At 64.2% G+C, this 23,984-nt stretch carries 23 protein-coding genes; 10 read left to right on the top strand and 13 right to left on the bottom strand.

Features of this window, described 5'->3' with window-relative positions; all coding sequences use genetic code 11:
- The first annotated feature begins 2 nt into the window (after positions 1–2).
- From urtD to SLT36_RS29050, 9 genes are all read left to right on the top strand, one after another.
- A complete protein-coding gene (gene urtD / locus SLT36_RS29010) occupies positions 3–749 on the top strand; it encodes an urea ABC transporter ATP-binding protein UrtD (RefSeq protein WP_432289116.1) in 747 nt (248 codons plus the stop codon).
- A gap of 171 nt (positions 750–920) precedes the next feature.
- Positions 921–1,616, top strand: a complete 696-nt coding sequence (gene urtE / locus SLT36_RS29015; protein WP_067967235.1) for an urea ABC transporter ATP-binding subunit UrtE — start codon at positions 921–923, stop codon at positions 1,614–1,616.
- A gap of 98 nt (positions 1,617–1,714) precedes the next feature.
- Positions 1,715–2,461, top strand: a complete 747-nt coding sequence (locus tag SLT36_RS29020; protein WP_432289118.1) for a GntR family transcriptional regulator — start codon at positions 1,715–1,717, stop codon at positions 2,459–2,461.
- A 69-nt stretch (positions 2,462–2,530) separates the two neighbouring features.
- On the top strand, positions 2,531–3,217 hold the full coding sequence (locus SLT36_RS29025; RefSeq protein WP_432289119.1) for an N-acetylmannosamine-6-phosphate 2-epimerase: 687 nt from the start codon (positions 2,531–2,533) through the stop codon (positions 3,215–3,217).
- Positions 3,218–3,222: 5 nt separating this feature from the next.
- Positions 3,223–4,071: an ROK family protein gene (locus SLT36_RS29030; RefSeq protein ID WP_432289120.1), complete on the top strand. Its 849-nt coding sequence runs from the start codon at positions 3,223–3,225 to the stop codon at positions 4,069–4,071.
- A 19-nt stretch (positions 4,072–4,090) separates the two neighbouring features.
- Positions 4,091–5,419 (top strand): ABC transporter substrate-binding protein, encoded by a 1,329-nt coding sequence (locus SLT36_RS29035; protein ID WP_432289122.1) that lies wholly within the window; start codon positions 4,091–4,093, stop codon positions 5,417–5,419.
- Positions 5,420–5,660: 241 nt separating this feature from the next.
- A complete protein-coding gene (locus SLT36_RS29040; RefSeq protein WP_432289124.1) occupies positions 5,661–6,545 on the top strand; it encodes a carbohydrate ABC transporter permease in 885 nt (294 codons plus the stop codon).
- Complete coding sequence (locus SLT36_RS29045) at positions 6,545–7,366, top strand: carbohydrate ABC transporter permease (RefSeq protein ID WP_067967215.1); 822 nt, start codon at positions 6,545–6,547, stop codon at positions 7,364–7,366. Before SLT36_RS29040 ends, SLT36_RS29045 begins: the two co-directional genes overlap by 1 nt.
- Before the next feature lie 73 nt (positions 7,367–7,439).
- Positions 7,440–8,501: an ABC transporter ATP-binding protein gene (locus SLT36_RS29050; protein ID WP_432289126.1), complete on the top strand. Its 1,062-nt coding sequence runs from the start codon at positions 7,440–7,442 to the stop codon at positions 8,499–8,501.
- A 31-nt stretch (positions 8,502–8,532) separates the two neighbouring features.
- Here the strand turns inward: SLT36_RS29050 and SLT36_RS29055 are convergent, their stop codons facing one another.
- The 12 genes from SLT36_RS29055 to SLT36_RS29110 all read right to left on the bottom strand — a co-directional run bounded on the left by SLT36_RS29055 (position 8,533) and on the right by SLT36_RS29110 (position 20,948).
- Positions 8,533–9,210 (bottom strand): class II aldolase/adducin family protein, encoded by a 678-nt coding sequence (locus tag SLT36_RS29055; protein ID WP_432289127.1) that lies wholly within the window; start codon positions 9,208–9,210, stop codon positions 8,533–8,535.
- Positions 9,211–9,213: 3 nt separating this feature from the next.
- The gene (gene rhaM, locus SLT36_RS29060; RefSeq protein WP_192320604.1) at positions 9,214–9,531 is read right to left on the bottom strand and encodes an L-rhamnose mutarotase; all 318 of its coding nucleotides are present in this window, start codon (positions 9,529–9,531) and stop codon (positions 9,214–9,216) included.
- A gap of 12 nt (positions 9,532–9,543) precedes the next feature.
- Complete coding sequence (gene rhaI, locus SLT36_RS29065; protein ID WP_432289129.1) at positions 9,544–10,833, bottom strand: L-rhamnose catabolism isomerase; 1,290 nt, start codon at positions 10,831–10,833, stop codon at positions 9,544–9,546.
- A 22-nt stretch (positions 10,834–10,855) separates the two neighbouring features.
- On the bottom strand, positions 10,856–11,692 hold the full coding sequence (locus SLT36_RS29070; RefSeq protein WP_432289131.1) for a TIGR01459 family HAD-type hydrolase: 837 nt from the start codon (positions 11,690–11,692) through the stop codon (positions 10,856–10,858).
- Positions 11,692–12,969, bottom strand: a complete 1,278-nt coding sequence (locus SLT36_RS29075; RefSeq protein ID WP_432289133.1) for an FGGY-family carbohydrate kinase — start codon at positions 12,967–12,969, stop codon at positions 11,692–11,694. The genes SLT36_RS29070 and SLT36_RS29075 overlap by 1 nt, the downstream gene beginning before the upstream one ends.
- A gap of 1 nt (position 12,970) precedes the next feature.
- Positions 12,971–14,032, bottom strand: a complete 1,062-nt coding sequence (locus tag SLT36_RS29080) for a class II aldolase/adducin family protein (RefSeq protein WP_067967192.1) — start codon at positions 14,030–14,032, stop codon at positions 12,971–12,973.
- Between the two features lie 105 nt (positions 14,033–14,137).
- A complete protein-coding gene (locus SLT36_RS29085) occupies positions 14,138–15,244 on the bottom strand; it encodes an autoinducer 2 ABC transporter substrate-binding protein (protein ID WP_432289135.1) in 1,107 nt (368 codons plus the stop codon).
- A 58-nt stretch (positions 15,245–15,302) separates the two neighbouring features.
- Positions 15,303–16,250, bottom strand: coding sequence for an ABC transporter permease (locus tag SLT36_RS29090; RefSeq protein ID WP_432289136.1), 948 nt, complete (start codon positions 16,248–16,250; stop codon positions 15,303–15,305).
- 1 nt (position 16,251) lies between these two features.
- Positions 16,252–17,256 carry an ABC transporter permease gene (locus tag SLT36_RS29095; protein ID WP_067967181.1) on the bottom strand — a complete coding sequence of 335 codons (1,005 nt, stop codon included), beginning with the start codon at positions 17,254–17,256 and terminating at the stop codon, positions 16,252–16,254.
- Entirely contained in the window at positions 17,253–18,767 is a 1,515-nt protein-coding gene (locus SLT36_RS29100) for a sugar ABC transporter ATP-binding protein (RefSeq protein ID WP_067967180.1), read from the bottom strand. Before SLT36_RS29100 ends, SLT36_RS29095 begins: the two co-directional genes overlap by 4 nt.
- A gap of 142 nt (positions 18,768–18,909) precedes the next feature.
- Positions 18,910–20,175: an FGGY-family carbohydrate kinase gene (locus tag SLT36_RS29105; protein WP_432289137.1), complete on the bottom strand. Its 1,266-nt coding sequence runs from the start codon at positions 20,173–20,175 to the stop codon at positions 18,910–18,912.
- A complete protein-coding gene (locus SLT36_RS29110; RefSeq protein ID WP_067968385.1) occupies positions 20,172–20,948 on the bottom strand; it encodes a DeoR/GlpR family DNA-binding transcription regulator in 777 nt (258 codons plus the stop codon). The genes SLT36_RS29105 and SLT36_RS29110 overlap by 4 nt, the downstream gene beginning before the upstream one ends.
- Before the next feature lie 234 nt (positions 20,949–21,182).
- Between SLT36_RS29110 and SLT36_RS29115 the strand changes: the two genes are divergently transcribed.
- The gene (locus SLT36_RS29115; RefSeq protein ID WP_432289139.1) at positions 21,183–23,285 is read left to right on the top strand and encodes a bifunctional rhamnulose-1-phosphate aldolase/short-chain dehydrogenase; all 2,103 of its coding nucleotides are present in this window, start codon (positions 21,183–21,185) and stop codon (positions 23,283–23,285) included.
- 132 nt (positions 23,286–23,417) lie between these two features.
- Here the strand turns inward: SLT36_RS29115 and SLT36_RS29120 are convergent, their stop codons facing one another.
- A complete protein-coding gene (locus tag SLT36_RS29120) occupies positions 23,418–23,660 on the bottom strand; it encodes a DUF1344 domain-containing protein (RefSeq protein ID WP_432289141.1) in 243 nt (80 codons plus the stop codon).
- Positions 23,661–23,984: the final 324 nt, after the last annotated feature.

Consider the following 23,984-nt stretch of genomic DNA (forward strand, 5'->3'; position numbering starts at 1 on the left):
GGATGAGCATGAGCGGAACCATCCTCTATCTCGACGGCGTGTCGGTTGCCTTTGACGGCTTCCGCGCCATCAACGACCTGTCGCTGGTGCTCGACAGGGGCGAGATGCGGGCCATCATCGGCCCCAACGGCGCCGGCAAGACGACGATGATGGACATCGTCACCGGCAAGACCCGCCCCGACAGCGGCGAGGTCTTTTTCGACGGCCAGATCGACCTGACGCGTCATGACGAGGCAGAGATCGCCATGATGGGTATCGGCCGCAAGTTCCAGAAACCGACGGTGTTCGAGAACCATACTGTCGAGGACAACCTGCTGCTGTCGCTCAAGGGGCAGCGCTCGATCTTCTCGGCACTCTTCTATCGCTCTTCGGCAGCCGACCGCCGGCGCATTGACGACATCCTCGGCGTCATCCGGCTCGGAGCCCGGCGCAACGAGCCGGCTGCCGGCCTGTCGCACGGCCAGAAGCAATGGCTCGAAATCGGCATGCTTCTCGCGCAGGACCCGAAGCTGCTGCTCGTCGACGAGCCGGTAGCCGGCATGACGGACGCCGAAACCTTCGAGACCGCCCGCCTGCTCAAGGACATCGCAGAGACGCATTCGGTCATCGTCGTCGAGCATGACATGCATTTCGTCCGCGAACTCGGCGTCAAGGTGACCTGCCTGCACGAAGGCTCCGTGCTGTCGGAAGGCACGCTCGACTTCGTCTCGTCAGACGAACTTGTCGTCGAAGTCTATCTGGGGCGCTGACGATGTGGTGGCGCGTTACTTATCTAGCGACGGTCCCAAAGCGGGAAACTTCAGCATCGCCGCAGGCCATGTCGCAAACGAAATTCACCAACCTCCCCTGGCGCTCCGGAAGGGCCGCCACCCCCGTCCTGGCGACGGGGGCGCGGGGGGCCCAGTCGATGGAGCCGGGCGATGCTTGAGGTCAACGACGCCGTTCTCCACTACGGCGCGGCCGAGGCGCTGCGCGGCGTCTCGCTGCGCGCCGACGCCGGCAAGATCACCTGCGTGCTTGGCCGCAACGGCGTGGGCAAGACAAGTCTGATGAGATCGATCGTCGGCCAGCACAGGCTGACATCGGGTACGGTTGCCTTCGAGGGGAAGGCGCTCGACCGGAGCGCGGCATACGATCGCGCCCGGTCGGGCATCTCTTTCGTGCCGCAGGGGCGCGAGATTTTTCCGCTGCTGACGGTACAGGAGAACCTGGAGACCGGCTTCGCGCCGCTGAAGCGGGGCGAACGCACGGTGCCCGAACACGTCTTCGAGCTGTTTCCTGTTCTGAAGCAGATGCTGGCACGGCGCGGCGGCGACCTCTCGGGCGGTCAGCAACAGCAGCTGGCGATCGGCCGGGCGCTGGTCATGCGGCCGAAACTCCTGGTGCTCGACGAGCCGACAGAAGGCATCCAGCCGTCGATCATCAAGGACATCGGCCGTGCCATCCGCTACCTGCGCGACACCGCCGGCATCGCCGTGCTCCTGGTAGAGCAATATCTCGATTTCTGCCGCGAGCTCGCCGACGTCGTCTACATCATGGACCGTGGCAGGATCGTCCATACAGGCGCCGCCGGAGACCTCGATACGCCCGAAATCCGCAAGCTGCTGACGGTGTGAGCCGCAAAGAGACTGGAAAACGACCCGACAAGGACAATACCAGTTTAACACCTGATAAAAATTCTGCATAAAGGAGCGACTTTCCACAGGTGGCTCCGATGGGCGATCAGGCAATCCTCGACTTCCTCGCAAGACAGCTTTCCGGCGAGAGCGGTGAACCGCTGTACCGGCGGCTGGAGGACGCCATCAAGGAGGCGATCGGTGCCTCCCACCTCAAGCGTAGCGCCGTCATCCCCAGCGAACGCACGCTGTGCGACGCGCTCGGCATTTCGCGCGTCACCGTGCGCAAGGCGATCGACGGCCTCGTCTCCGACGGGCTGCTCGACCGCCGCCAGGGCGCAAAGACCGTCGTGTCGTCGCGCCTGGAGAAGTCGCTGGCAACCATGACCAGCTTTTCCGAAGACATGCGCTCGCGCGGGCTTGAACCCGGCTGCGTCTGGATTTCGCGAGAGATTTCACGGCCTTCGCCAGCCGAAATGATGGCCTTGGGCATCTCCGGCAGCGAAAAGGTCGTGCGCCTGCGCCGCCTGCGCACCGCCGACGACACACCCATCGCCATCGAGATCGCCACGCTGCCGGCGCGTTTCGTGCCGGATCCCCAGGCGGTCGGGGAATCGCTCTACGAATATCTCGAGGCCACCGGCGCCCTGCCGGTCCGGGCACTGCAGCGCATGCAGGCCAAGCCCGCCACCGACGAGGAGCGCCAGCTTCTCGCCACGCCCGAGGACACCTCTTTGCTGGTCATGGAACGTCGCTGCTTCCTCGCCGACGGCCAGATCGTCGAGTTCACCCAGACCAAGTACCGCGGCGACGTCTACGACTTCGTCATCGAGTTGATGCGATAATACCAGTTTAAAGCCTGTTGCAATCTGGTATTAGACTGCTACCGTCTGGGCATCACAGGAGATGCCCGCGTGCCGCTTGACTTCAAAGCCCTCGACAATGGCCTGATCGTGTCCTGCCAGCCGGTGAAGGATGGCGCCATGGACAAGGCCGAGATGGTCGTGGGCTTCGCGCTGGCGGCCATCGACGGCGGCGCTGCTGCTCTGCGCATCGAATCCGCCGAATATGTCGCCGCCGTCCGCGCCGCCACCGACAAGCCGATCATAGGCCTGGTCAAGCGCGACCTCGATGACACGCCCGTCCGCATCACGCCCTGGCTCGAAGACATCGACGCGCTGGCCGCCGCAGGTGCCGACGTCATCGCCTACGATGCCACCCAGCGCATCCGCCCGGTTGCGACCAACGCGTTGATCGAGCGTATCCATTCCCACGGCCGTGCCGCCATGGCCGACTGCTCCGTCATCTCCGACGCCGAGCAGGCGCTGGCCGAAGGCGCCGACGTCGTCGGCTCGACGCTCGCCGGCTACACCGGCCCGGTCGAACCGACCGAGCCCGACTTTGCGCTGATGGCAGCGATGCGGAAGCTGACGCCTCACGTCGTCGCCGAGGGCAATGTCCGCACCCCCGCCCAGGCGCAGCAGGCGCTGGCGTCCGGAGCCTCGATGGTCGTCGTCGGCTCTGCCATCACCCGGCCGGAATATGTGACCTCGTGGTTTCGCTCGGCACTCGACGAAACCATCGCCAAGGCCGGAGCCTGATCACCATGGCTGAGGCCGTTCTTGCGCTCGACATCGGCGGCACCAAGATGCTCGCAGCCCTGGTGCGCGAAGACACGGTGGTCGAAACGCACAAGATGCCGACGCCGCGCAGCGGTGGTCCGGAGCAATGGCTGACGGCTCTGTTCGACGCCATTTCAGGCTGGAAGGGTCGCTACGACACGGTAGGCGTCGCCGTTTCCGGCATAATCGACGACGGCTGCTGGTCGCCGCTCAACCGCAAGACGCTCGATATCCCCGACGGCTTCCCGCTGGTCGCAACCGTCAAAAGGCTCGCCGGCACCGACGCAGTGCTCGCCGCCAATGACGCACAGGCCGCTGCCTGGGGCGAGTTCTCCTGCGGCGCCGGCCAGAGCGAGGACCTCGTCTTCCTCACCATCTCCACCGGCATTGGTGGCGGCATCGTCGTCAACGGCCGCCTGCTCGGCGGTCTATCAGGCCATTTCGGTCTGCTGCGCAGCCTCGACGAGAACGCCGGCGTGCTCGAGGACCACGTCTCCGGCAACTGGATGGCGGCACAAGCGGCACCGCGCCAGGCCGGTGCCACCGCGCGCGAGGTCTTCGAGGCAGCAGCTGCAGGCCAAGCCTGGGCGCAGGACATCATCAAGGCATCGGTGGGCCAGACCGCCCTTCTGTGCCGCAATATCCAGCTCATGCTCGACCCTGCCCGCATCGTCATCGGCGGCGGCATCGGTCTGGCACCCGGATATCTCGAATCCGTCCGGCAGGCACTGGGAAGCCTGCCGCCACGGCTCACCCCGCAGCTTCACGCGGCAGCACTCGGAGAGAGCGCCGGCGTCGTGGGCATCGCGGATCTAGCAAAACGTCAGAACTGAACTAGAGGGAGAACACGACATGACATTTTCGACGCTCAGAAAGGGCGGCCTGATCGCGGCTGCGATCGCCAGCCTGATGGCGAGCCCCGCCTTCGCCAAGGTGACCGTGCTCGGCTGGCCGGGCGGCCCAGAGGAGACCGCGCTGCGCGCCGCCGCCGACGCCTACAATGCCAAATCCGACACGTCCGACGCCAACAAGGTCGAGTTGCTGTTCTTCAACCGCGACGGCTTCTGGGACAAGCTGCAAGCCGACCTCGCCGCCGGCTCGAAGGCCTTCGACGTCAACCTGCTCGCCACATACTCCATCGGCCGCTATGCGCCGTTCATGGAGCCGGTCGAGCTTTCGGACGAGGCCAAGGCTGTCTATGGCGACTCCGTGCTCTCCACCATGCAGTATGAAGGCAAGCAGTTCGGCGTGCCGACCGATCTTTCGCTGCACTTCATGTATTACCGCAAGGACCTGGTCGAGGCGCTGCTCAAGGATGACGCAGCCAAGGCCAGATTCGCCGAGATTTCCGAGAAGCACCTCGGCAAGAAGCTCGAGCCGAAAAACCCGGACGAGTGGACCTGGGACGACTACGCGGCGACGGCGCTCTACTTCACCCAGGCCGTCAACCCGGACAGCCCGACCCGCTACGGCACCGTACTGCAGCTCAAGAACCTCCTGTTCAACATGATGGTGTTCCAGTCGCTGCCGCGTTCCTACGGCGGCAACTGGATGGACGAGAGCGGAAAGGTGACGGTCAATTCCGAGGCCTATCGCAAGGGCCTCGAGACCTACAAGCTGCTCTATGACGCCGGCGCCACCCCGCGTGACTCGCTGTCCTACGAGTTCGCCGAAGCCAACGCCGCCTACGCCTCGGGCCAGGTTGCGGCGATGATGCAATGGAACGCGGCTGCCTCCGACCTGACCTCCAAGGAGAAGTCGCCGACGGTTGCCGAGGTCACCGAGACCATCGCCCCGCCGGCCGGACCCGAGGGCCGCTTCACCCACATCCATGGCCTCGGCTTCGGCCTCAACAAGAACGCCGAGAACAAGGATGGCGCCAAGGCCTTCATCAAGTGGCTGTCTTCAAAGGAAGCAGCGCTGATCTACGCCAGGAGCAGCGGCGCGCCGGCACTCACCCCCGACGTCGTCAAGGAAGTCGCGGCCGAGCGCCCCGACCTGGTCAAGCTCGGCGAGTTCGCCAGCAAGTATGGCTACGTCATGAACGGCGGCACCTCGGCCAAGGCGCTCTCGGTCTACGAACTCCAGGCCAAGGAGTTCACCGGCTACTGGTCGGGCCAGCAGTCGCTCGACGATGCCCTTGCCAACACCGAAAAGGGCATGACCGAGCTGCTCAAGTAATCGGCTGGCCGGCGGCAGCACCAGGCCGTCGCCGGCCACTCCTACAGGTTAGGGATTTCGGCACTTCTCCGCGCTTCCACGCCCCTGGTATGGCCGGGCGATCCTGGCATCCGTTCTGCCCGGACGGGTCCGAGGTGTCGAATCCTGAGCCCGTCCAGGTGCATGCCCCCGACACGACCGCCGCTTCGGGGGTCGGCCAGCCACCATTGCTTCCATTGGAACGCCAGCCTTAGATCGATTGATGACAACGCTTTCGCAACGCGCCCCCTCGTCCGAATTCCGTCTGCTGGCAGTGCCACTGGTGCTGTTCCTGCTCGTCTTCCTTGGCTTCCCGGCTATCGTCAATCTCGTCTACTCGGTCTCCGAGGTCAGTTTCGAGACCCTGCGCAGCCCCGAGATCACGGGTTTCTCCAACTTCGCCGCCGTCTGGAACGATCAGTCGTTCTGGCAGGCGAGCTGGTTCTCCTTCCGCTTCGGCCTGCTGACCGCGCTGCTCGAATGTGCGCTCGGCCTGTTCCTCGCGATCTTCCTGTCGCCGCTCGTCGAAAAGCGCAGCTGGCTGATGGCGATCCTGATGTTGCCGTTGATGGTGGCGCCGGCGCTCGTCGGCCTGATGTACCGCCTCGTGCTGCACGAGTTCGTCGGCCCGGTGCCCTATTATCTCTGGACCTGGTTCGGCGCGAGCTTCTCGTTCCTTGGACCGAGCTCGGCCTTCTGGACGCTGGTCGCCGTCGAAACGCTGCAGTGGACGCCGTTCGCCTTCCTTTTGTTCTACATGGCCTACCAGGCCATCCCCAAGGAGATCATCGAGGCTTCCGCCATGGACGGCGCGCGCTATCGCCACCGTCTCTGGTACATCGAACTGCCGCTGATGGCGCCGACGATCGTGGTTGCCCTGCTCATCCGCTTCATCGATGGCTTCCGCGTCTTCGACAATGTCTATGTGCTGACAGGCAGCGGCCCGGGCGGCTCCACCGCTTCACTGTCGATCTACATCTACGAAGCCTTCTTCAAACAGGGAGCTATCGGCAAGGCGGTCGCGGCTTCGGTCATTCTGTTCGTGGTGTCGTTTGCCGTGCTCTACGGCCTCAACGCGCTTGCCGCCCGTCGCAAGGGAGCCCGCTGATGATCAACGCCCTCCGCTGGATCGTCTTCGCCATCGCCGCACTGGCGATGAATTTCCCAATCCTCGTCACGCTCTCGACCTCGTTCAAGAGCGCGCGCGAGCTGTCGACCAATCCGGGCCTCTGGGTCTACGCACCGACGCTCGAAAACTATGCCACCGTGTTTACGGTGTCCGACCGGTTGAACATTTTTCTTTATCTGGTGAACAGCGTGGCTGTCGCGGCCCTCGGCACGCTGCTTGCGGTGGCGCTGGCTTTGCCCGCTGCCTATGCGATCGCCCGCGGCAAGCTCGGCGAACGCACGCTGTTGCCGCTCATCGTCAACTTGCGCGCCGTGCCGCTGATCATTTTCGCCATTCCGCTCTACATGATGTTTCAGTGGCTCTCGCTGCTCGACACGCGCCTCGGCCTCGGCCTGATCCTTGCCATCGTCAATCTGCCGCTGGCGCTGGTCATCCTGGTCAACGCCATCCGCGACCTGCCCGGCGAACTCGACGAGGCGGCACTGATGGACGGCGCCACGCGTTTCCAGATCCTGACCAGGGTGATTGCGCCGCTCTGTCGCCCGGCCATCGTCACCAGCCTGATCTTCGGCTTCATCACCGCCTGGAACGAGTTCCTGTTCGGCCTGATGCTGACCACGTCCAAGGCCGTGCCCATCACCGTCGGCGCTTCGTTCTTCTTCGCCGCCAGCGGCGGCGGCGTTCAGTGGGGCGTCGCCTCGGCCGTCATGATCGTCGGCGCCCTGCCGCCGATGCTGCTCGGCCTCATCATGTATCGCCAGATCAGCGGCTCAATGACGGCAGGCGCGGTCAAGGGCTGAACGCATATCAGCCCGAAAATCCCGTGATTTTCGGCATGCGCGATGTGCAGAAGAGAGTTTCCAGGAGGATTCTATGGGTACGATTTCGCTCCAAAAAGCCGGCAAGCGCTACGGCGGCACCGAGATCATCAGGGATCTCGACCTCGACATTTCAGATGGCGAGTTCGTCGTCATTGTCGGCCCATCCGGCTGCGGCAAGTCCACGCTGCTGCGCATGATCGCCGGCCTCGAGGAAACCACCTCCGGCCACCTTTTGATCGACGGCCGCGACGTCACCAGGGCGCCGCCGGTCGAGCGCCAGCTCGCCATGGTGTTCCAGTCCTACGCGCTTTATCCGCATATGACCGTACGCCAGAATATGGGCTTTGGGCTCAAGCTGGCGAAACTCTCACCGGATGCGATCAAGGCCAAGGTCGACCAGGCCGCCGACACGCTGAAGCTCACCCATCTGCTCGATCGTTACCCGCGCCAGCTCTCGGGCGGCCAGCGCCAGCGCGTCGCCATCGGCCGCGCCATCGTGCGCCAGCCGGTCGCCTTTCTGTTCGACGAGCCGCTGTCCAACCTGGACGCAGCGCTCCGCGTCGACATGCGGCTGGAGATCGCCAAGCTGCACCGCTCGCTCGGCGCCACCATGGTCTATGTCACCCACGACCAGGTCGAGGCGATGACACTGGCCGACCGCATCGTCGTGCTCAAGGAAGGCGGCGTCATGCAGCACGGCAGTCCGCACGAGCTCTACGAGCGGCCCGCCAATCTGTTCGTCGCCCAGTTCATCGGCAGCCCCAAAATGAACGTGCTCGCCTGCGCCCCTTCAGGTGACGGCAGGCTCGACCTGTCCGGGCAGGGCGCGCTGTCCCTCACCTTCGCTGGCAGGCCGACCCAGCTCGGCGCCCGCCCCGAGCACCTGTCGCTCGTCGCCCCCGACGACGGCAACTGCCGCGGCACGGTCGAGGTCGCCGAATATCTCGGCGGCAGCACCAGCGTCTTCATCCGCAACGACCGCCTCGGCCTGATCAACGTCAACGCGCCTGCGGACACATCAGTCCGCATCGGCGAGACGGTCGGCATCGCCATTGACGGCAATCGAGTGTCGCTGTTCGATGAAAGCGGCTCCGCTATCGCCCGTGCGGCATGAGCCAAGATAGACTCCGCAGCATCGCGTCTGCCTAACGCGGCCGGGCGACGTCGTTGGTGCCGTCCGCATCCGGTGCCAGGCCATAGCTCATGCGGCGCATCTGCTCGATCACGCGCTCCATCTCCTCGTCGGAGAGGATCGGTGGCTCGCCAAGCGTCAGCGCCTGGACGTACATGCGCGACAGCGTCTCCACCTCGATTGCCAGCCACAGCGCGTGTTCAAGGTTGGTGCCGAGCGAGATCTGGCCGTGCTGGCCGAGCAGGCAGGCGAGCCGATCCTTCAGCGCAACAAGCGCGTTGTCCGACAGCGCCTGGGTGCCGAAGGTGGCATAGGCGGCACAGCGGATGGTGGTGCCGCCGGCAACGCCGGTCATGTAATGGAACGACGGAATGGTCCTGTGGTGGCAAGCGAGCGTCGTCGCATAGACCGAATGGCAATGCAGAACGACGCTGATGTCCTCGCGCGCCTTGAGTATGTCGCGGTGGAAACGCCATTCCGATGACGGGCGGCGGCCGACATAGGTGCCGTCGAAATCCATCTCGACGATGTCATTAGGGCCCATGATATCGTAAGGCATACCCGACGGGGTGATGAGGAAGCTGCGGCCCGACCGCACCGAAAGGTTGCCTGCTGTGCCCTGGTTGATACCGCTCGAATTCATGCGCCGGCAGATCGACACCATCTCCTCGCGCAGTGCCTTGTCAGTCATTGTCTACTCCAGATGAAAAACCTTGCGCAGCGGCACGACCAGCGGCTCGTCGCGGTCGGTGTACTGCATGATGTCGGCCATGAAGTCCCACCAGCGGCGGTTGACCTCGGTTTGCGGCAGCCTGTCCATATCGTGGTCATCGGTGCGGACCAGCGTGGCGAACAGGTGATTGGTCTCGGGATCGAGCCAGATCGTGTAGTCGGACACGCCCGCTTCGCGTAGCGCAGCACTGAGCTCCGGCCAGATCTCGTCGTGGCGTTTCTCGTACTCGGCTGCCTGGCCCGGATTGAGGACCATGCGGAAGGCGATGCGCTCGGGCATGTCCTGACCCCCTCAGACGATGCCGCCGCCACCGCCGACCGACGCCGGCCGCTCGGCCGCGACCTTCTGGCGGTAACCGCTGGCACGGTAGGCTGCGACCGGATCGATGGCGCCGCCCCGGTTCAGCCGCGCCATGGCAAGGATCGGCTCGACATCAGTACGGTAGGCCGCCTTCAGCGTCTGCGTCGCCATCAGTGCGTCATTGCCTTCCTGAAAGCCTTCGAGCGCCTTGCGGTCGACCAGCAGTGCGGCGGCATAGGCCCGCTGAACCTCGACGGCCGACAGCATCAGGCTTTCGATCGGGTCGGTGACGTTGTGGCTCTGGTCGAGCATGTGCGCAGGGTGAAAATCCTTGGCACCGGAAAGCTCGGCGTCGACCAGTTCGTTGAAGACCAGGAACAGGCGATAGGGGTCGATCGATCCGGCATCGAGATCGTCGTCGCCATATTTCGAGTCGTTGAAGTGGAAGCCGCCCAGCTTGCCGAACTGGATCAGTCGGGAGACGATCATCTCGATGTTGACGTTGGGGGCATGGTGACCAAGGTCGACGAGACAATAGGCCTTGTCGCCCAGTTCCTTTGATATGATGTAGTTGGTGCCCCAATCCTGCACGACCGTCGAATAGAAGGCCGGCTCGTACATCTTGTGCTCGGTGAACAGCCGCCAGTCGCCAGGCAGCGCCGCATAGATGTCCTTCATCGCCTCGAGATAGCGCTCGAAGGCACGGGCGAAATTGACCTGGCCGGGGAAGTTGGAGCCGTCGCCGATCCACACCGTCAGCGCCTTCGACCCAAGCGTCCGGCCGATCTCGATGCATTCAATATTGTGCTCGACCGCCTGACGGCGGACGGCGGCGTCGGCGTGGCTGAGCGAGCCGAACTTGTAGGACTGCCTCTGCCCCACAGCATCGGAGAAGGTGTTGGAGTTCATTGCATCGAATCCGAGGCCAAAACGCGCCGCTGCCTGCTTCAACCTGTTGGCGTCCGCCTTGTCCCAGGGAATGTGCAACGAGACGGTCGGCGTCGCACGCGTCAGCTGGTTGATGACGGCGCAATCCTCGACCTTGTCGAACACGTCGCGCGGTTCGCCCTGGCCGGGAAAGCGGGCGAAGCGCGTGCCGCCGGTGCCGACGCCCCAGGACGGGATGGCGACGCCGAAAGCCTCGACCCTGGCGAGGATGGCGTCGATGGCGATGCCGCGGCGGTCGAGCTGCTCGCCGAGCGAGGCGAAGTCGGCACGCAAGGCCCTTTCCCTGCCGGCATTGCTCTTTTCGACGGCGTCGCCTGAAATCATCGTCTCCATCACATCCTCCTCCCGCGCGGCTTCACCACGCAAATGTCCGCACCAGAAAGTCCGGGGTAGCACCGTATTCGGCAAACTGCTGTTCGCGCTCGGCCTGGCTGCTCGTCTCGAGCACACCGGTCATGACAAGGGCGGTCCGCAGCCCAGCCCCTTGCCCGCCTGATATGTCATGCTCGATGCTGTCGCCGACACAGACGACGCGCGCCGGGTCGGGATTGCCGAGCATATCGAGCGCAGCAGCGTAGATTTCGGGAAACGGCTTGCCGATCCAGGTCACCTCGCCGCCAAGCTCGGCGTAGAGTTCGGCGATGCGTCCGGCGCCGAAGCGCGGTCCGACCGAAGTCAGCATGATCTTGTCGGGGTTGGTGCACAGGCATCTTGCGCCGCGCGCAGCCGCAGGCTGAAGCAGCCGCCGGTAATGGGCGAGGTCGAAACGGTCGCCCTCGCTGGCCGAGAGCAGGACGATGTCGGCCTCTTCGCCCGTTTCGACCAAAGTCAGCGGCAGGTCTTCGACGGCGGACCGGTCGCCATCGCGGGCGATGAGCAGGCAGCGCAGGCCTGCTTCGCTGCCGAGCTGCTTGCGCAGGCTCTGCCAGGCGACCTCACCCGAGGAGAGAAAATGATCCCAACTGCCGGGCACGAAACCGAGTCTGGCCAGCCGTGCCTCGTTGGGCGCCGAACGTTTGCCCGAATTGGACAGAAGCAGCGTCCGCTTGCCAAGCTCCTGCAGCCGCACCAACGTCTCGATCGCGCCAGGGTAAGGCGCCACGCCGTCGTGCAACACGCCGAACTGATCGAGGATGAAGACGTCGAAGCGCTCGGCCAGGTCGTGAATGCCTGCAAGCTGGAGGGCGGACATCACAGGTCCCCCACGGCTTCGAGGCCGATGAGCGCCAGTCGTGCGGTGCCGGCGGCGGCCTCCTGGGAATGCGCCGACAGGAACGGCACGCCGAGCCTGTTCCGGCGGATCTCGGTCCAGGCTGGGTTGGATGCCCCGCCGCCGAGGCTGCGCATGGACTGCAGAGCCGGCGCACCGAGTTCGGCCAACCTGTCATAACCGAGCTTCTCGATGGTGGAGATGCCCTCGAGCATGGCTTGCAGGAAGCCCGCATCATCGGCGGGGCGCGGCGTGAGCCTTGGCGGCCAGGCGGGATCAAGCACCGGAAAGCGCTCGCCCGGTTCGAGCAACGGGTAGAAATCGAGACCGGTCGAAACATCAGGGTCGATGGCGGCGGACAGCCGTACGATCTCATCTGCGGAAAAGAAGTGGGACAAGACTTTGCCGCCGCTGTTGGAGGCGCCGCCGGCGAGCCACATGCCATTGAGGCGGTGGCTATAGATGCCGAATTCGGGCGCGAAGATCGGCCGGTCACACAGCAGCTTGAGCGTCAGCGTCGAGCCGAGCGCCGTGACGCCGTCGCCCGGCCTGTCGGCGCCGGTTGCCAGGAACGAGGCGCAGCCATCGGTGGTGCCGGCGATGATCTCGACCTCTTCGCTCAGGCCGAGGGCCTTGGCCATGGTTGGCTCGATGGTTTCGATCGGCGCGCCCGGCGCCACCACGCGTGGAAGAAGTGCGGTTCTGAGCCCAGCTGCAGCGAGCCAGTCCGGCCAATGACGGTCGATCGGATCGTAGCCGGTCTTCAGCGCATTGTTTTCGTCGGTGGTGCCGAAATGACCGGCGAGGCGTCCCGCGATCCAGTCGGCCTGGTGCAAGATTTTTGCGACGCCGGGCACGGATTGGAAGACCAGCGCCTTGGCCAGACCCGACGTGGTGCCGTGGGCCGCGCTTTCGGCCGGGATGACGGCGGCGATGCGGGCCAGCAACGCCTGATCACCGACCTTGTCGTCATACATCAGCGGTTCGGCGAGCGGCACACCCTGGCCGTCGACAGGCAGCAGCGTGCCGGAGGTGGCATCGACGGCAATGGCATGGACCCAGGTGCGGTCGACCTGGACAAGCACAGCCTTCAACGCCACCTCGACAGCCTGCCACCAGATTTTCGGGTCGCGCGGGTTGGCGCCGAAGTCCGCGAGTTTGGCCGCGCCCTGCGCCACGATCTCGAAGCCGGGCGTCATCACCACGGCGCGCGCACCTGACGTGCCGAGGTCGATGCCGATGGCGAGCGGGGTACTCATCTCAGGCGATCTTCTTGGCCGCGGCCTTGCGGGCGAGGTCCTGCCGGTACTTCTCGGCATCCCAGTCGGTCAGCTGCAGATGCTCTTCCGGTGTCAGCACCCGTACCGGCGCATTGTCCGGGACGCGTGCCAGGACATCGGCGAGGCAGCGGGCCATAGCATCGGCGCCCGGCGTCGCATCCCTGCGCATCAGTATACCCGTTCCGGGAAACAGGATCGAGACCGGCGACGTGCCCAAGCGTGCGACCACTGCAGCGACGTCTTCTCCGTCACGGGCGATGACGGAGCCGGTTCCAAGGAAGATCACGTGGTCCGGGTAAAGGCTGCCCTTGGCCGCCAGGTCCAGGCTCACGGGGTCGGTCGCAGCGGCATGCGCGGCATCGGCCGACGGAAGGCGATAATTCGTACCGTCGGCGAGTTGAGCGAGGCGAGCAGCATCGAGCGCAGGAGCGCTGCGCGGTGCAACACGCAGCCTCGCCTTGACATCCTCAAGCAAGGCCTCCGCCCCCGCCACCGTATCGGCCGCGACGACGAGACCATGATTGCCAAGGATCAGCACGTCGGGCCGCTGGCCGCGATGTTCCGAGATGGCGAGCGCCAGCGGCAAGCCCGGCCGCGCATAAGGCACACAAGCCCAGTTCAACCCCGCGAGGCGCGGGCCAACCTGTTGGACGCAGTCATCGCGCACGGCCTGCGCAATGGTGTCGACGCAATGAACGTGCAGAACCACGCGCTGCGGCATCAGCGCATGCACCGTCGTCTCGATGGACGGCCGCAGGCCCGAGCTGTTGAGAGCAGCGATGGTGAACTGATGCGCCTGTTCGGCAGCGGGATCGATTGCCTCGACGGCCGCGATCAATGGTGCCATTTCCACCGGCACCATGATGTCGCGCTCCAGCGCATGCGCCAGCCAGGTGCCGGAGGCCTTGATCCAGAGCGTACCGCCGACCTTGAGCGAGGTGTTGCCGCCGGCGCCCTGCGTCAGCAGCGGGTCGCCGCCGATGCGGGCAGAGACGGCTTTCAGCTGTTCGAGTTCGGCTTGCCAGCCGGCCGCTTCTGGCATGGCGACGGTCCTTTCAAATGCGGGGTGAAGTTGGCCGGCAGCGCACTGCCGGCCAACCCCGAAATCAGAAGACGACCGGGGGGATGGCCGTCTCCCGTTTCGATCTCAGAAGTCGAAGTTGCCGATGTTGTCCTTGTTGAAGACGGTCGGTGCGCCGAGCAGAATTTCCGAGCCGTTGATGACCGAGAGATCGCCCAGCTTGCCGGCTTTCACCGAGGTCGCACCGGGAGCCAGCGTGCCGTCGGCGACCGCACGCAGCACGTAGGCTGCGGCATAGCCGAGGTCGACCGGGTTCCACAGCACCACCGACTTGACGCAACCGGCGCCGACATAGGGCTTCATCGCGTTCGGGGTGGCGAGGCCGACGACGGCGACGCTGCCGCACTTCTTGGCCTGGGTCACGGCGTCGGCGGCGGCCGGCGTCGCCACGCTGGTCATGCCGAAGATGCCCTTCAGTTCGTCGCCATACTTGTTGATGAGCGTATTCGACTGATTGAAGGACAGGATATTGTCTTCCTGTGCCTCGACCGTCTCGAGCCACTTCATCTTGGGATGGCACTTGGTCTGGTAGGCTGCCATCTCGGCGATCCAGCGCGCCTGGTTGGGCGTGGTGAAGGTCGAGGTGACGATCGCGAAGGCACCTTCATCGCCGATCTCGGCGGCCATCGAGTCGACCATCGCCTTGGCAATGCCGTTGAACTCGGCCTGGTTGACGAACCACTGGCGGGCATCGGGCGACGAGTTGGCGTCGTAGCCGACGACGTTGATGCCGGCGCCGAGCGCCTTCTTCAGCACGGGGGCGATGGCGACCGGATCGTTGGCGGCGAACAGGATGCCGTCGACGCCCGAGGTGATGTAGTTGTCGATCAGCGTGATCTGGTCGTCGATATTGGCCTTGGACGGACCGTCGGTCTTGGCGTCCATCGAGCCCATTTCCTTGGCGGCGTCGGCAATGCCCTTGGACGTGGCGTTGAAGTAGCCGATGCCGACCAGTTTCGGCACGTCGACGACCTTGATCGTCTTGCCTTTGCGGTCGGGCGCGTTGGTCGGCTGGCCGCCGTCATAAGGCTTGGCGGCTGCGGTCGCGGGCGTGGCGTCGCAGGCCAGCGGGTTGGTCGGCAGGTCGTCGCCGCCCGTCCAGCCAGACTGGGCATTGCTGAGGCTTGTCGAGAACGACAAGGCCAAGAGCGCGGAAAGTACTACGTTACGCATTCCATCCTCCATTGATCGTCCGGACACTGTAGAGCGGCAGTGAAGGACGTTGCTCTCCCTAGGTTCGAGTGCCGCTCCTCTCGAAGAGATTGCTGGCGAGAATCGCCAGGATAAGTACGGCGCCGATCAGCATGATCGTGCCATCACCCTTGATGCCGGCAAGCGACAGGCCGTTCTTCAGCGCCTGTATGAGGCAAAGGCCGATGATGGTGCCGATAACCGTGCCGCGCCCGCCGAAGATCGAGGTGCCGCCAAGCACGACAGCCGTGATGGCGTCGAGCTCGATGCCGGTGCCCATGTCCGAGCGTGTCGTGGAAACGCGGGAGACGAAGATGACGGCGGCAACGGCTGCGGCGAAGCCCGAGGCGGTGTAGAGCGCCAACTTGGTCTTCTCGACCGACAGGCCGGAGAAACGGCTGGCGACTTCGTTGGAACCGACCGCGTAAACCGTGCGGCCCCAGGTCGTATAGGCGAGGATGACCGAGGCAACGACGGCCGCGAACAGCAGGATCCACAGTTGCGTCGGCACGCCGAGCACGTCCTTCTGACCCAGCACGTAGAACCATTCGGGATAGCCGCGCACCGAGCGTGCCTGGCTGATACCCTCGGCGAGGCCGCGATAAAGTGCGAGCGTGGCCAGCGTGGCGATCAGCGGTGGCACGCGGAAGCGCGTGATGATGACCCCGTTGACGAAGCCGGCAAAGGTTCCCGCTGCAATGGCGGCGGTTGCCGCCACCGGCAGCGGCAGGCCGACATTCTGCCAGAACACGCCAGTCAGGATCGCCGTCAGGCCAAGGATCGATCCGACCGACAGGTCGATACCACCGGTGGCGATGACGAAGGTCATGGCGATCGCGATCAGCCCGATCTCGGTCATCAGCCGCCCCTGGTTGAGCAGGTTGTCGACGGTGAAGAAGCGGTCCGACTGGAACGACAACACGATCAGGACGACGACCAGCAGCACGGCCAGGAAGGTTTCGTGACGGATGAGGGATTTCAGCTTCATCTCATGCCCCTCTGCCGCGACGGCGCAGCATGTCGGCCAAAACGGTTGCCAGGATCAGCAGGCCGATGACGGCGCGCAGCCAGTAGGCCGAGACGTTGACGAAGATCAGCGCCGATCCGATGGTGGCGAACAGGATGGTCGCCAGCGTCGAGCCGATCACCGTGCCCGAACCACCGAGGATCGACACGCCACCAATGACGGCAGCTGTGATGACGGTAAGTTCCAGATTTGGCGGTACGGTCGACTGGATGACCTGCAACTGGGTGGCGAACAGGATGGTGGCGAGGCCGGCAAAGGCGCCGTGGATGACGAAGACGGCGACGGTTCGGCGCGCAATCGGGATGCCGGTGGCAAGGGCCGCCTCGGCATTGCCGCCGATGGCATAGAGCGAGCGGCCGAAGGCGGTATAGCGCATCCAGAATGCGGCAAGCAGCGTCAGCACCACCATGAACACCAGCGGCACCGGCAGTCCGAAGATCTGCTTCTGGGCGATCAGGTAGTCGGGCGGCAGGTCGGTGATCCAGGTACCGCCGGTGACGCTGATCAGGCCGCCGCGAAGAATGGACAGCGCGCCGAGCGTCACGACGATGGATGGTATCCTCGCATAAGCAACGAGGATGCCGATGATGGCATTGACCGCCATGCCGACAACCACCGGCGCCAGCCAGGCGAACCAGATCGGATAGCCCGCGACCGCAAGCGACCCCGAGATTGTCGCGAGCACGCCGATCAGCGCGCCGACCGAAACGTCGATGTTGCCGGTGACGATGACCATCGCCATGCCGATGGCGGCAACCGCGATATAGGCATTGCCGGAGAAGATGGTGGTTAAATTGTTGGCGCTGATGAAGCGCGGATTGACCATCGTGACCACGGCAAACAGCACGACGATGGCGGCAAGCACCACAATCTCCTGGCCGTATTCGGCGAAAAGCCGCTTGAAGAAGCCGGGGCGCTGAGGGGCCGTGCGTGAGCGGGCGGTCGCTTCGACGGTCGTCGTCATCATGCCGCCTCACCGCTGCGATGCGCGGTCATGGCGGCGCCGACGCGCTCGGGCGTGGCGTCGGCGCGGTCGATCTCGCCGGTGATCTGGCCGCCGCTGATCACCAGCACGCGGTCGCTCATGCCGAGCACCTCAGGCAGCTCGCTCGAAATCATGATGATGGCCACGCCCTGTTTCACGAGCTCTCCCATGATGGTGTGGATTTCGGCCTTGGCCCCGACATCGACGCCGCGCGTCGGTTCGTCGAGGATCAGCACCTTGGGCATGGTCTCCAGCCATTTGGCGATGACCACCTTCTGCTGGTTGCCGCCAGAGAGTTCGCCGACCGGCTGACCGATGTTGCGGCAGCGGATGCTGAGCCGCTTGACCGCGTCCAGCGCGCGCTGTGCCTCCTCGCCGGCCTTGATGAAAATGCCCGACGACAGCCGCTCGATGGTTGCCATCGAGACGTTCTTGCGGATGGCCATGGCCTTGACGAGACCCTGCAGGCCCCGGTCCTCCGGCACATAGGCGATGCCCAGATCGCGCGCCTGGCGTGGCGATCCGATGCGCACCGCCTTGCCTTCCATTTCGATCTCACCCGACGTTGCCGGCGTCATGCCGAACAGGGTCAGTGCAAGTTCGGTTCGACCGCTGCCGACCAGACCGGCAATGCCGAGGATTTCGCCGCGCCTCAAAGCAAACGAGATGTCGCGCACATGACGGCCGTGATTGAGCTTCGTCACCCGAAGCACGGTGCCGCCGATGCTGGCTTGCGCTTTCGGGAACAGGCTTTCGATCGAGCGGCCGACCATCATCGACACGAGCTGGTTCTCGTCGACCTCGCCGATGTCCCTGGTGGCGACATGGGCGCCGTCGCGCAGCACGGTCACGCGATCGGCGAGCGCAAAGATCTCGGGCATGCGATGGCTGACATAAACGATGCCGACTCCACGTTCGCGCAACTGCCTGACGACCGCCATAAGCCGCTGGACATCGGACTCGACCAGCGACGCGGTCGGCTCGTCCATGATCAGGATGCGGGCATTCTTGCTCAGCGCCTTGGCGATCTCGACGCGCTGGCGCTGGGCGACCGACAGGCTCAGAACCTTGGTGTCGACGTCGAGGTCGAATGTGTCGAGCTGGTCGAGCAGATCGCGGGTACGGCGGCGCACCTCGGCCCAGTCGATGATGCCCGTGGCCGTGCGCGGATAGTTGCCGAGGAAGACGTTTTCCGCCACCGACAGCTCGGGAAACAAAAGCAGCTCCTGGTAGACGGTGGCAATGCCCGCCGCGCCGGCGTCGCGCGTCGTGGAGAATTTCAACTCCCTGCCGTCAACGGTGATGGTGCCGGCGTCTGGCGTATAGAGGCCGGACATCATCTTGATCAAAGTCGACTTGCCGGCGCCGTTTTCGCCCAGCAGCGCATGCACCTCGCCGGGGCGGACGTCGAAGCTGACGTCCTTCAGCACCTTCACGCCGCCGAAGGACTTGGACATGCCGGTGAGGCTGACATAGGCGGTCGAATTGCTCATCGGCTCGCCTCCTTCGCATCAGGCCTTGCCGCCCTGGCAGCGGCGCGCGCGCCGTCGGCCAGTTCGCGCCAGCGAGCGCGGTAAGTGTCGAGACCGGGAATCTGGCTCGCCGACACCGGCACGGTCTCGTCTCCGAACGGCTTCAGACCAAGCGCCTTGAAGGCCAGTGCCGCGCGGCGCCCGTTGCCGACCCTTCGCTCCTCATCGAACGCACGACCGTCTGCGTCGGGCGCAATTGCGCCAGCATGGCGGTGAACAGGTCGATCTTCGCCAGGCCACCGTCGATGACCAGGAGATTTTCCGACTTGATCAGGTCGAGCGACAGGTCGGTCATCATGGCGACATAGAGTGCGGCGACCGCCGCCCTCTCCTCGCCGCTGACGTCGCCGCCGACGATATGTCCCTTCGTCTCGGGGAAAGGTCCGCCGGCCGCCCATGACGGTATGGCGAAGATGCCACGCTCCATCACGTGCTCGACTGCGGCCTGTGAGATCGACTTGTTCCAGTTGTCGCTGATGAGGTCGTATTCGCGCCCGCCCATGAAGCGCAGCGACGGCGCCGGTTCACCATTGACCGTCACATTGGCGATCATGTCGCGCTCCTGGTCGAGCGCGCCGAGCGGACAGTCGAGATTGATGATGATGACCCAGGTGCCGGTCGACACAAGCGTGAAATCGTGCAGCCCGGTCATGCGGTAATAGGCCAGCGCCGCGTTGGAATCATGCACGCCGTTATGCACGGCGATCGCCCGGGTGCTGCCATCCGCCATGGTGACGCTGGCCTCTCCGACGATCGCACCTGCCGGCGCTATCGCGGGGAAGCGATCACGCCAGCCGAGCCGCTCGACCAGCGAGCTGTAGTCTCGTTCGAGCGGTGCCCAAAGCTGGCTGTGCGCACCGAGATAGGACCATTCGGAAAGCTTGCGCCCGCTGAAGCGCCAGACCCAATATTGCGGATAGCACAGGATCGCCTCCGTGGAGGCGAACGCTTCGGGTTCTTCGACCTCAAGCCAGTAGATGTGACGGGCGATGGAGAAGCCCAGCGGCAGCCAGGGCGTGTAGGTCTCGGAGAAGTCTGGCAGGATCGGGTCGATCTTGCCGGCAATCGCCTCCGGCAGTTCCTGTTCATAGTCCAGGATCGGATGCAGCAGCTCATTGCCGCGCACCAGCGCAAAAGCGCATCCGTGAGCGGAGACCATAATCCGGGTCACGTCATGGGCCGCTGCAACCTCGGCCAGCTCATGGTTCATCCAGGAAAACAGGCGCTCGTCGTCGAGCACGCTCTTTCCGCGATAACTATGCCAGACCGGCTTGGTGCGGCGTTCGTCGAGCAGCGTGCCATCGGGCGAGAACACGAACAGCTTGGAGTTCGTCTTGCCGAGATCGAAGACCGCCAGCGCCCCGCTCATGCCCCGCCCCCGTTGGACGCGATGCGCAGTGCGATACCCGCGCCCTCGAGCATCTTGGCATGCTGGTCAGACAGGCCGTCATCGGTGATGACCATGGCCAGCCGTGTCAGCGGCAGGGCGACGTTGCGCGCATGGATAGTGAACTTGCGGCTGTCGGCGAGGACGACGATCTGGTCGGCGTTGTGACTGAGCTCCTGGATCGAGCGCACCATCAGCGGATGCGATTCGAGCAGGCCGTCAGGGCTTATGCCCTGCGCGCCGAGGAAGAACTTGGAGGCATAGAAATTGATCGGCTGCGACGGCGAATAGATGACCCTTGGCTCGCGATGCAATTCGCCGCCCGCCAATGTCAGGCTGCACTTGCCGTGCTCGCCGAGATAACCCGCCAAAGGCATGGAGTTGGTGAACAGGCGGACATTGCGGTCGGCCAGCTTGACGCCGAGATGGAAGCAAGTCGAACCGCCGTTGACGATGACCGCGTCGCCGTCCGCAACCATGGTCGCGGCCAGTTCGGCGATCAGGCGCTTGGGCTCGACGGCCAGATCACGGTTCTCGTCATAAGGACGCGCAAAGGCCGTGCCTTGCGCCGCGCCATCAAGTGCCGAGATGCCGCCATAGACCTTGCGGGCACCGCCGGCCTCATCGATCTTGTCGATGTCACGCCGCACGGTGGCTGCGGAAACGCCTAGATGCTCTTGCAGATCACGCACCGACGCAAAGGGCCGGTCGCGCAAAAGCTCGACGATCTGTCGCTGGCGGACCAGGTCGTTCACGAAAACACCTCCCATGGCTTCGCGAAAAGGCAGTGCCATGAGCTAACTTACGCAAATCCAATTGATGCGCAAGCGAATTGTGACGAAAATAGCTCATATCGCGCTGCAACTAGATCATGATGCGGTGCACAATGATCAAGTTCAATCTTTTTGCGATTGACAAACCGCATAGCTTGGCCTGATTTTACGGCCAAACGAGAGCGGCGCCCGATCTCGCGCCGGGAGGAATCCGACATGCCCGACACCAACGCCAAGCGGCTTGCAAATCTGTGGGACGACGCCAGGGCGGCCGCCATGAGCGAGCCGGAGCGGCTGGTCTATCGCTCCAACATCCTGGGCTCGGACAAGCGCGTCACTAACTATGGTGGCGGCAACACCTCGTCCAAGATCATGCAGAAGGACCCGCTGACGGGCACAGAAGTCGAGGTTCTGTGGGTCAAGGGTTCGGGCGGCGACAGCGCGTCGATCAAGCTCGACGGTTTCGCTACGCTCTATATGGACAAGCTGCGCGCGCTGAAGGGGCTCTATCGTGGCCTTGCCCATGAAGACGAGATGGTCGGTTACCTGCCGCACTGCACCTTCAATCTCAATCCCCGCGCCGCCTCCATCGACACCCCGCTTCACGCCTATGTTCCAAGGGCTTACGTCGACCACATGCATCCCGATGCGATCATCGCGATCGCGGCCGCCAAGGATTCACAGGCTCTGACATCAAGAATCTTCGGCGACGAGATCGGTTGGCTGCCGTGGAAGCGCCCCGGCTTCGAACTCGGGCTCTGGCTCGAAAAATTCTGCCTGGAGAACCCTTCGGCCAAGGGCGTCGTGCTCGAAAGCCATGGCCTGTTTACCTGGGGCGACACGCCCAAGGCGTGCTATTCCACCACCATCGACACCATCAACAAGGCGATCGGCTGGTTCGAAAGCGAGGCAAGGGGCAAATCGGCTTTCGGCGGCGCGGTCGCGACGTCGCTGCCGGCAGACGATCGCCGGGCTATCGCAGCACAGCTGATGCCGCGCATCCGCGGCATGATCTCGCAGCAGGGCGTGCGCAAGCTCGGTCATTTCGACGACAGCGATGCCGTGCTCGAGTTTGTCAACTCGCACCATCTGCGCGATCTCGCGGCCCTCGGCACCTCCTGCCCAGATCATTTCCTGCGCACCAAGATCAGGCCGCTGGTGATCGACTTCGATCCTGCGAAGGCTGATGTGGACACAGTGATTGCAGCGCTGCCCAAGGCACTGGACGATTACCGTGCCGGCTACCAGGCCTATTACGATCGCTGCAAGCACGCAGACTCGCCTGCCGTGCGCGACCCCAACGCCGTGGTTTACCTGATGCCAGGCGTCGGCATGTTCACCTTCGCCGCAGACAAGGCAACGGCCAAGATCTCCAGCGAATTCTACGTCAACGCCATCAATGTCATGCGCGGTGCCTCATCGGTGTCGACCTATGTCGGCCTGCCCGAGCAGGAAGCCTTCGACATCGAGTACTGGCTGCTCGAGGAGGCCAAGCTGCAGCGCATGCCCAAACCCAAGTCGCTGGCAGGCCAGATCGCCTTCGTCACCGGCGGTGCCGGCGGCATCGGCAAGGCGACGGCCGTCAGGCTTCTGCGCGAAGGCGCCTGCGTCGTCATCGCCGACATTGACGAGGCCGCACTTGCCACCGCGCATGACGAACTCGGCAAGGCATTCGGCAAGGACTTCGTGCGCCCGGTCCGCCTCGACGTCACCGACGAAACAGGCGTGGCCTCGGCCTATGCCGACAGTGCCGTCGAATTCGGCGGCACGGATATCCTGGTCTCGAATGCCGGCATCTCGTCCTCGGCGCCGATCGAGGACACGGAACTCGCCATGTGGAACCGCAACATGGACATCCTCGCCAAGGGCTACTTTCTGGTGTCGCGCGAAGCGTTCCGACTGTTCAAGCAGCAGCAGATCGGTGGCAACATCGTCTTCATCGCCTCGAAAAATGGACTGGCCGCCTCACCCAATGCAGCAGCCTACTGCACGGCCAAGGCGGCCGAGATCCACCTCGCGCGCTGCCTGGCGCTCGAAGGCGCGGAGCATCAGATCCGGGTCAACACCGTCAATCCCGACGCCGTGCTGCGCGGCTCAAAGATCTGGACCGGAGAATGGCGCGAGCAGCGCGCGGCAGCCTATTCGATGCAGCCCGACGACCTCGAGGAGCACTATCGCAAGCGCTCGATGCTGAAGCGCTCGGTCTTTCCCGAGGATATCGCAGAGGCGGTCTACTTCCTTGCGTCCGACATGTCGGCGAAGTCGACCGGCAACATCATCAACGTCGATGCCGGCAACGCACAGAGCTTCACCAGGTAGTGCTCGTTAGAATTCCCTGAGCCGGCAAAAGGACGCCAAAAAAGTCAGGACCTCCCGGCTCCCGGTCGGCACGAAACAAGCGCCACGGGGCGGGGGATTCCGTGGCGCTTGTCCCCGTCCGGGCTGATACGACTAGTACGACTTCAGCACGGCGGTAACGCGGTCTCCTTCGCCATTCAGCTGGATCGACACTTTCTCGCCGGCCTGCAGCGCGGGCACGGCGACATCGCGCGGCACCGTGAAGCTCCTACCGTCTTCGAGTGTGATGACGCGAACGTCGTGGTTGTAGCTGGCGATGACGCCGTCGCTTGAGGAGCCGAAAGCTGTACCGGCGGTGAAAGCGATGGACGCGGCAATGAGGAGGATGGACTTCATTTGGGAGGTCTTTCTGTTTCTTGGACAATGGTGGGGCGTTGCCCGGCATCGCTGGGATGTCCGGACTGCTGCGCGCACCAGTGTTTTTTGTGAGGGTTTGACTGCGGTCGGATGACCGGAGTTGCGACCTGCCACCTGGCAGCAGGTTATCGTCGATTTCAGTCGGGCATTTTCCGTCTCCAATGTTCGTCGGCATTCGAGCCGTGATTGAAGGCTGCTCTTTCCGGTCGCTGGAAAGTCAAGGCGTCAATTCGCGATCTTTGCGACGGTCCTTTCGGCTGCAGCTGGGAGGCGGTCAGCGGACGCTCGCTGCGTCCAGCGGTT

Source organism: Aminobacter sp. BA135, assembly GCF_050859125.1.
GTDB classification, from domain to species: Bacteria; Pseudomonadota; Alphaproteobacteria; order Rhizobiales; family Rhizobiaceae; genus Aminobacter; species Aminobacter ciceronei.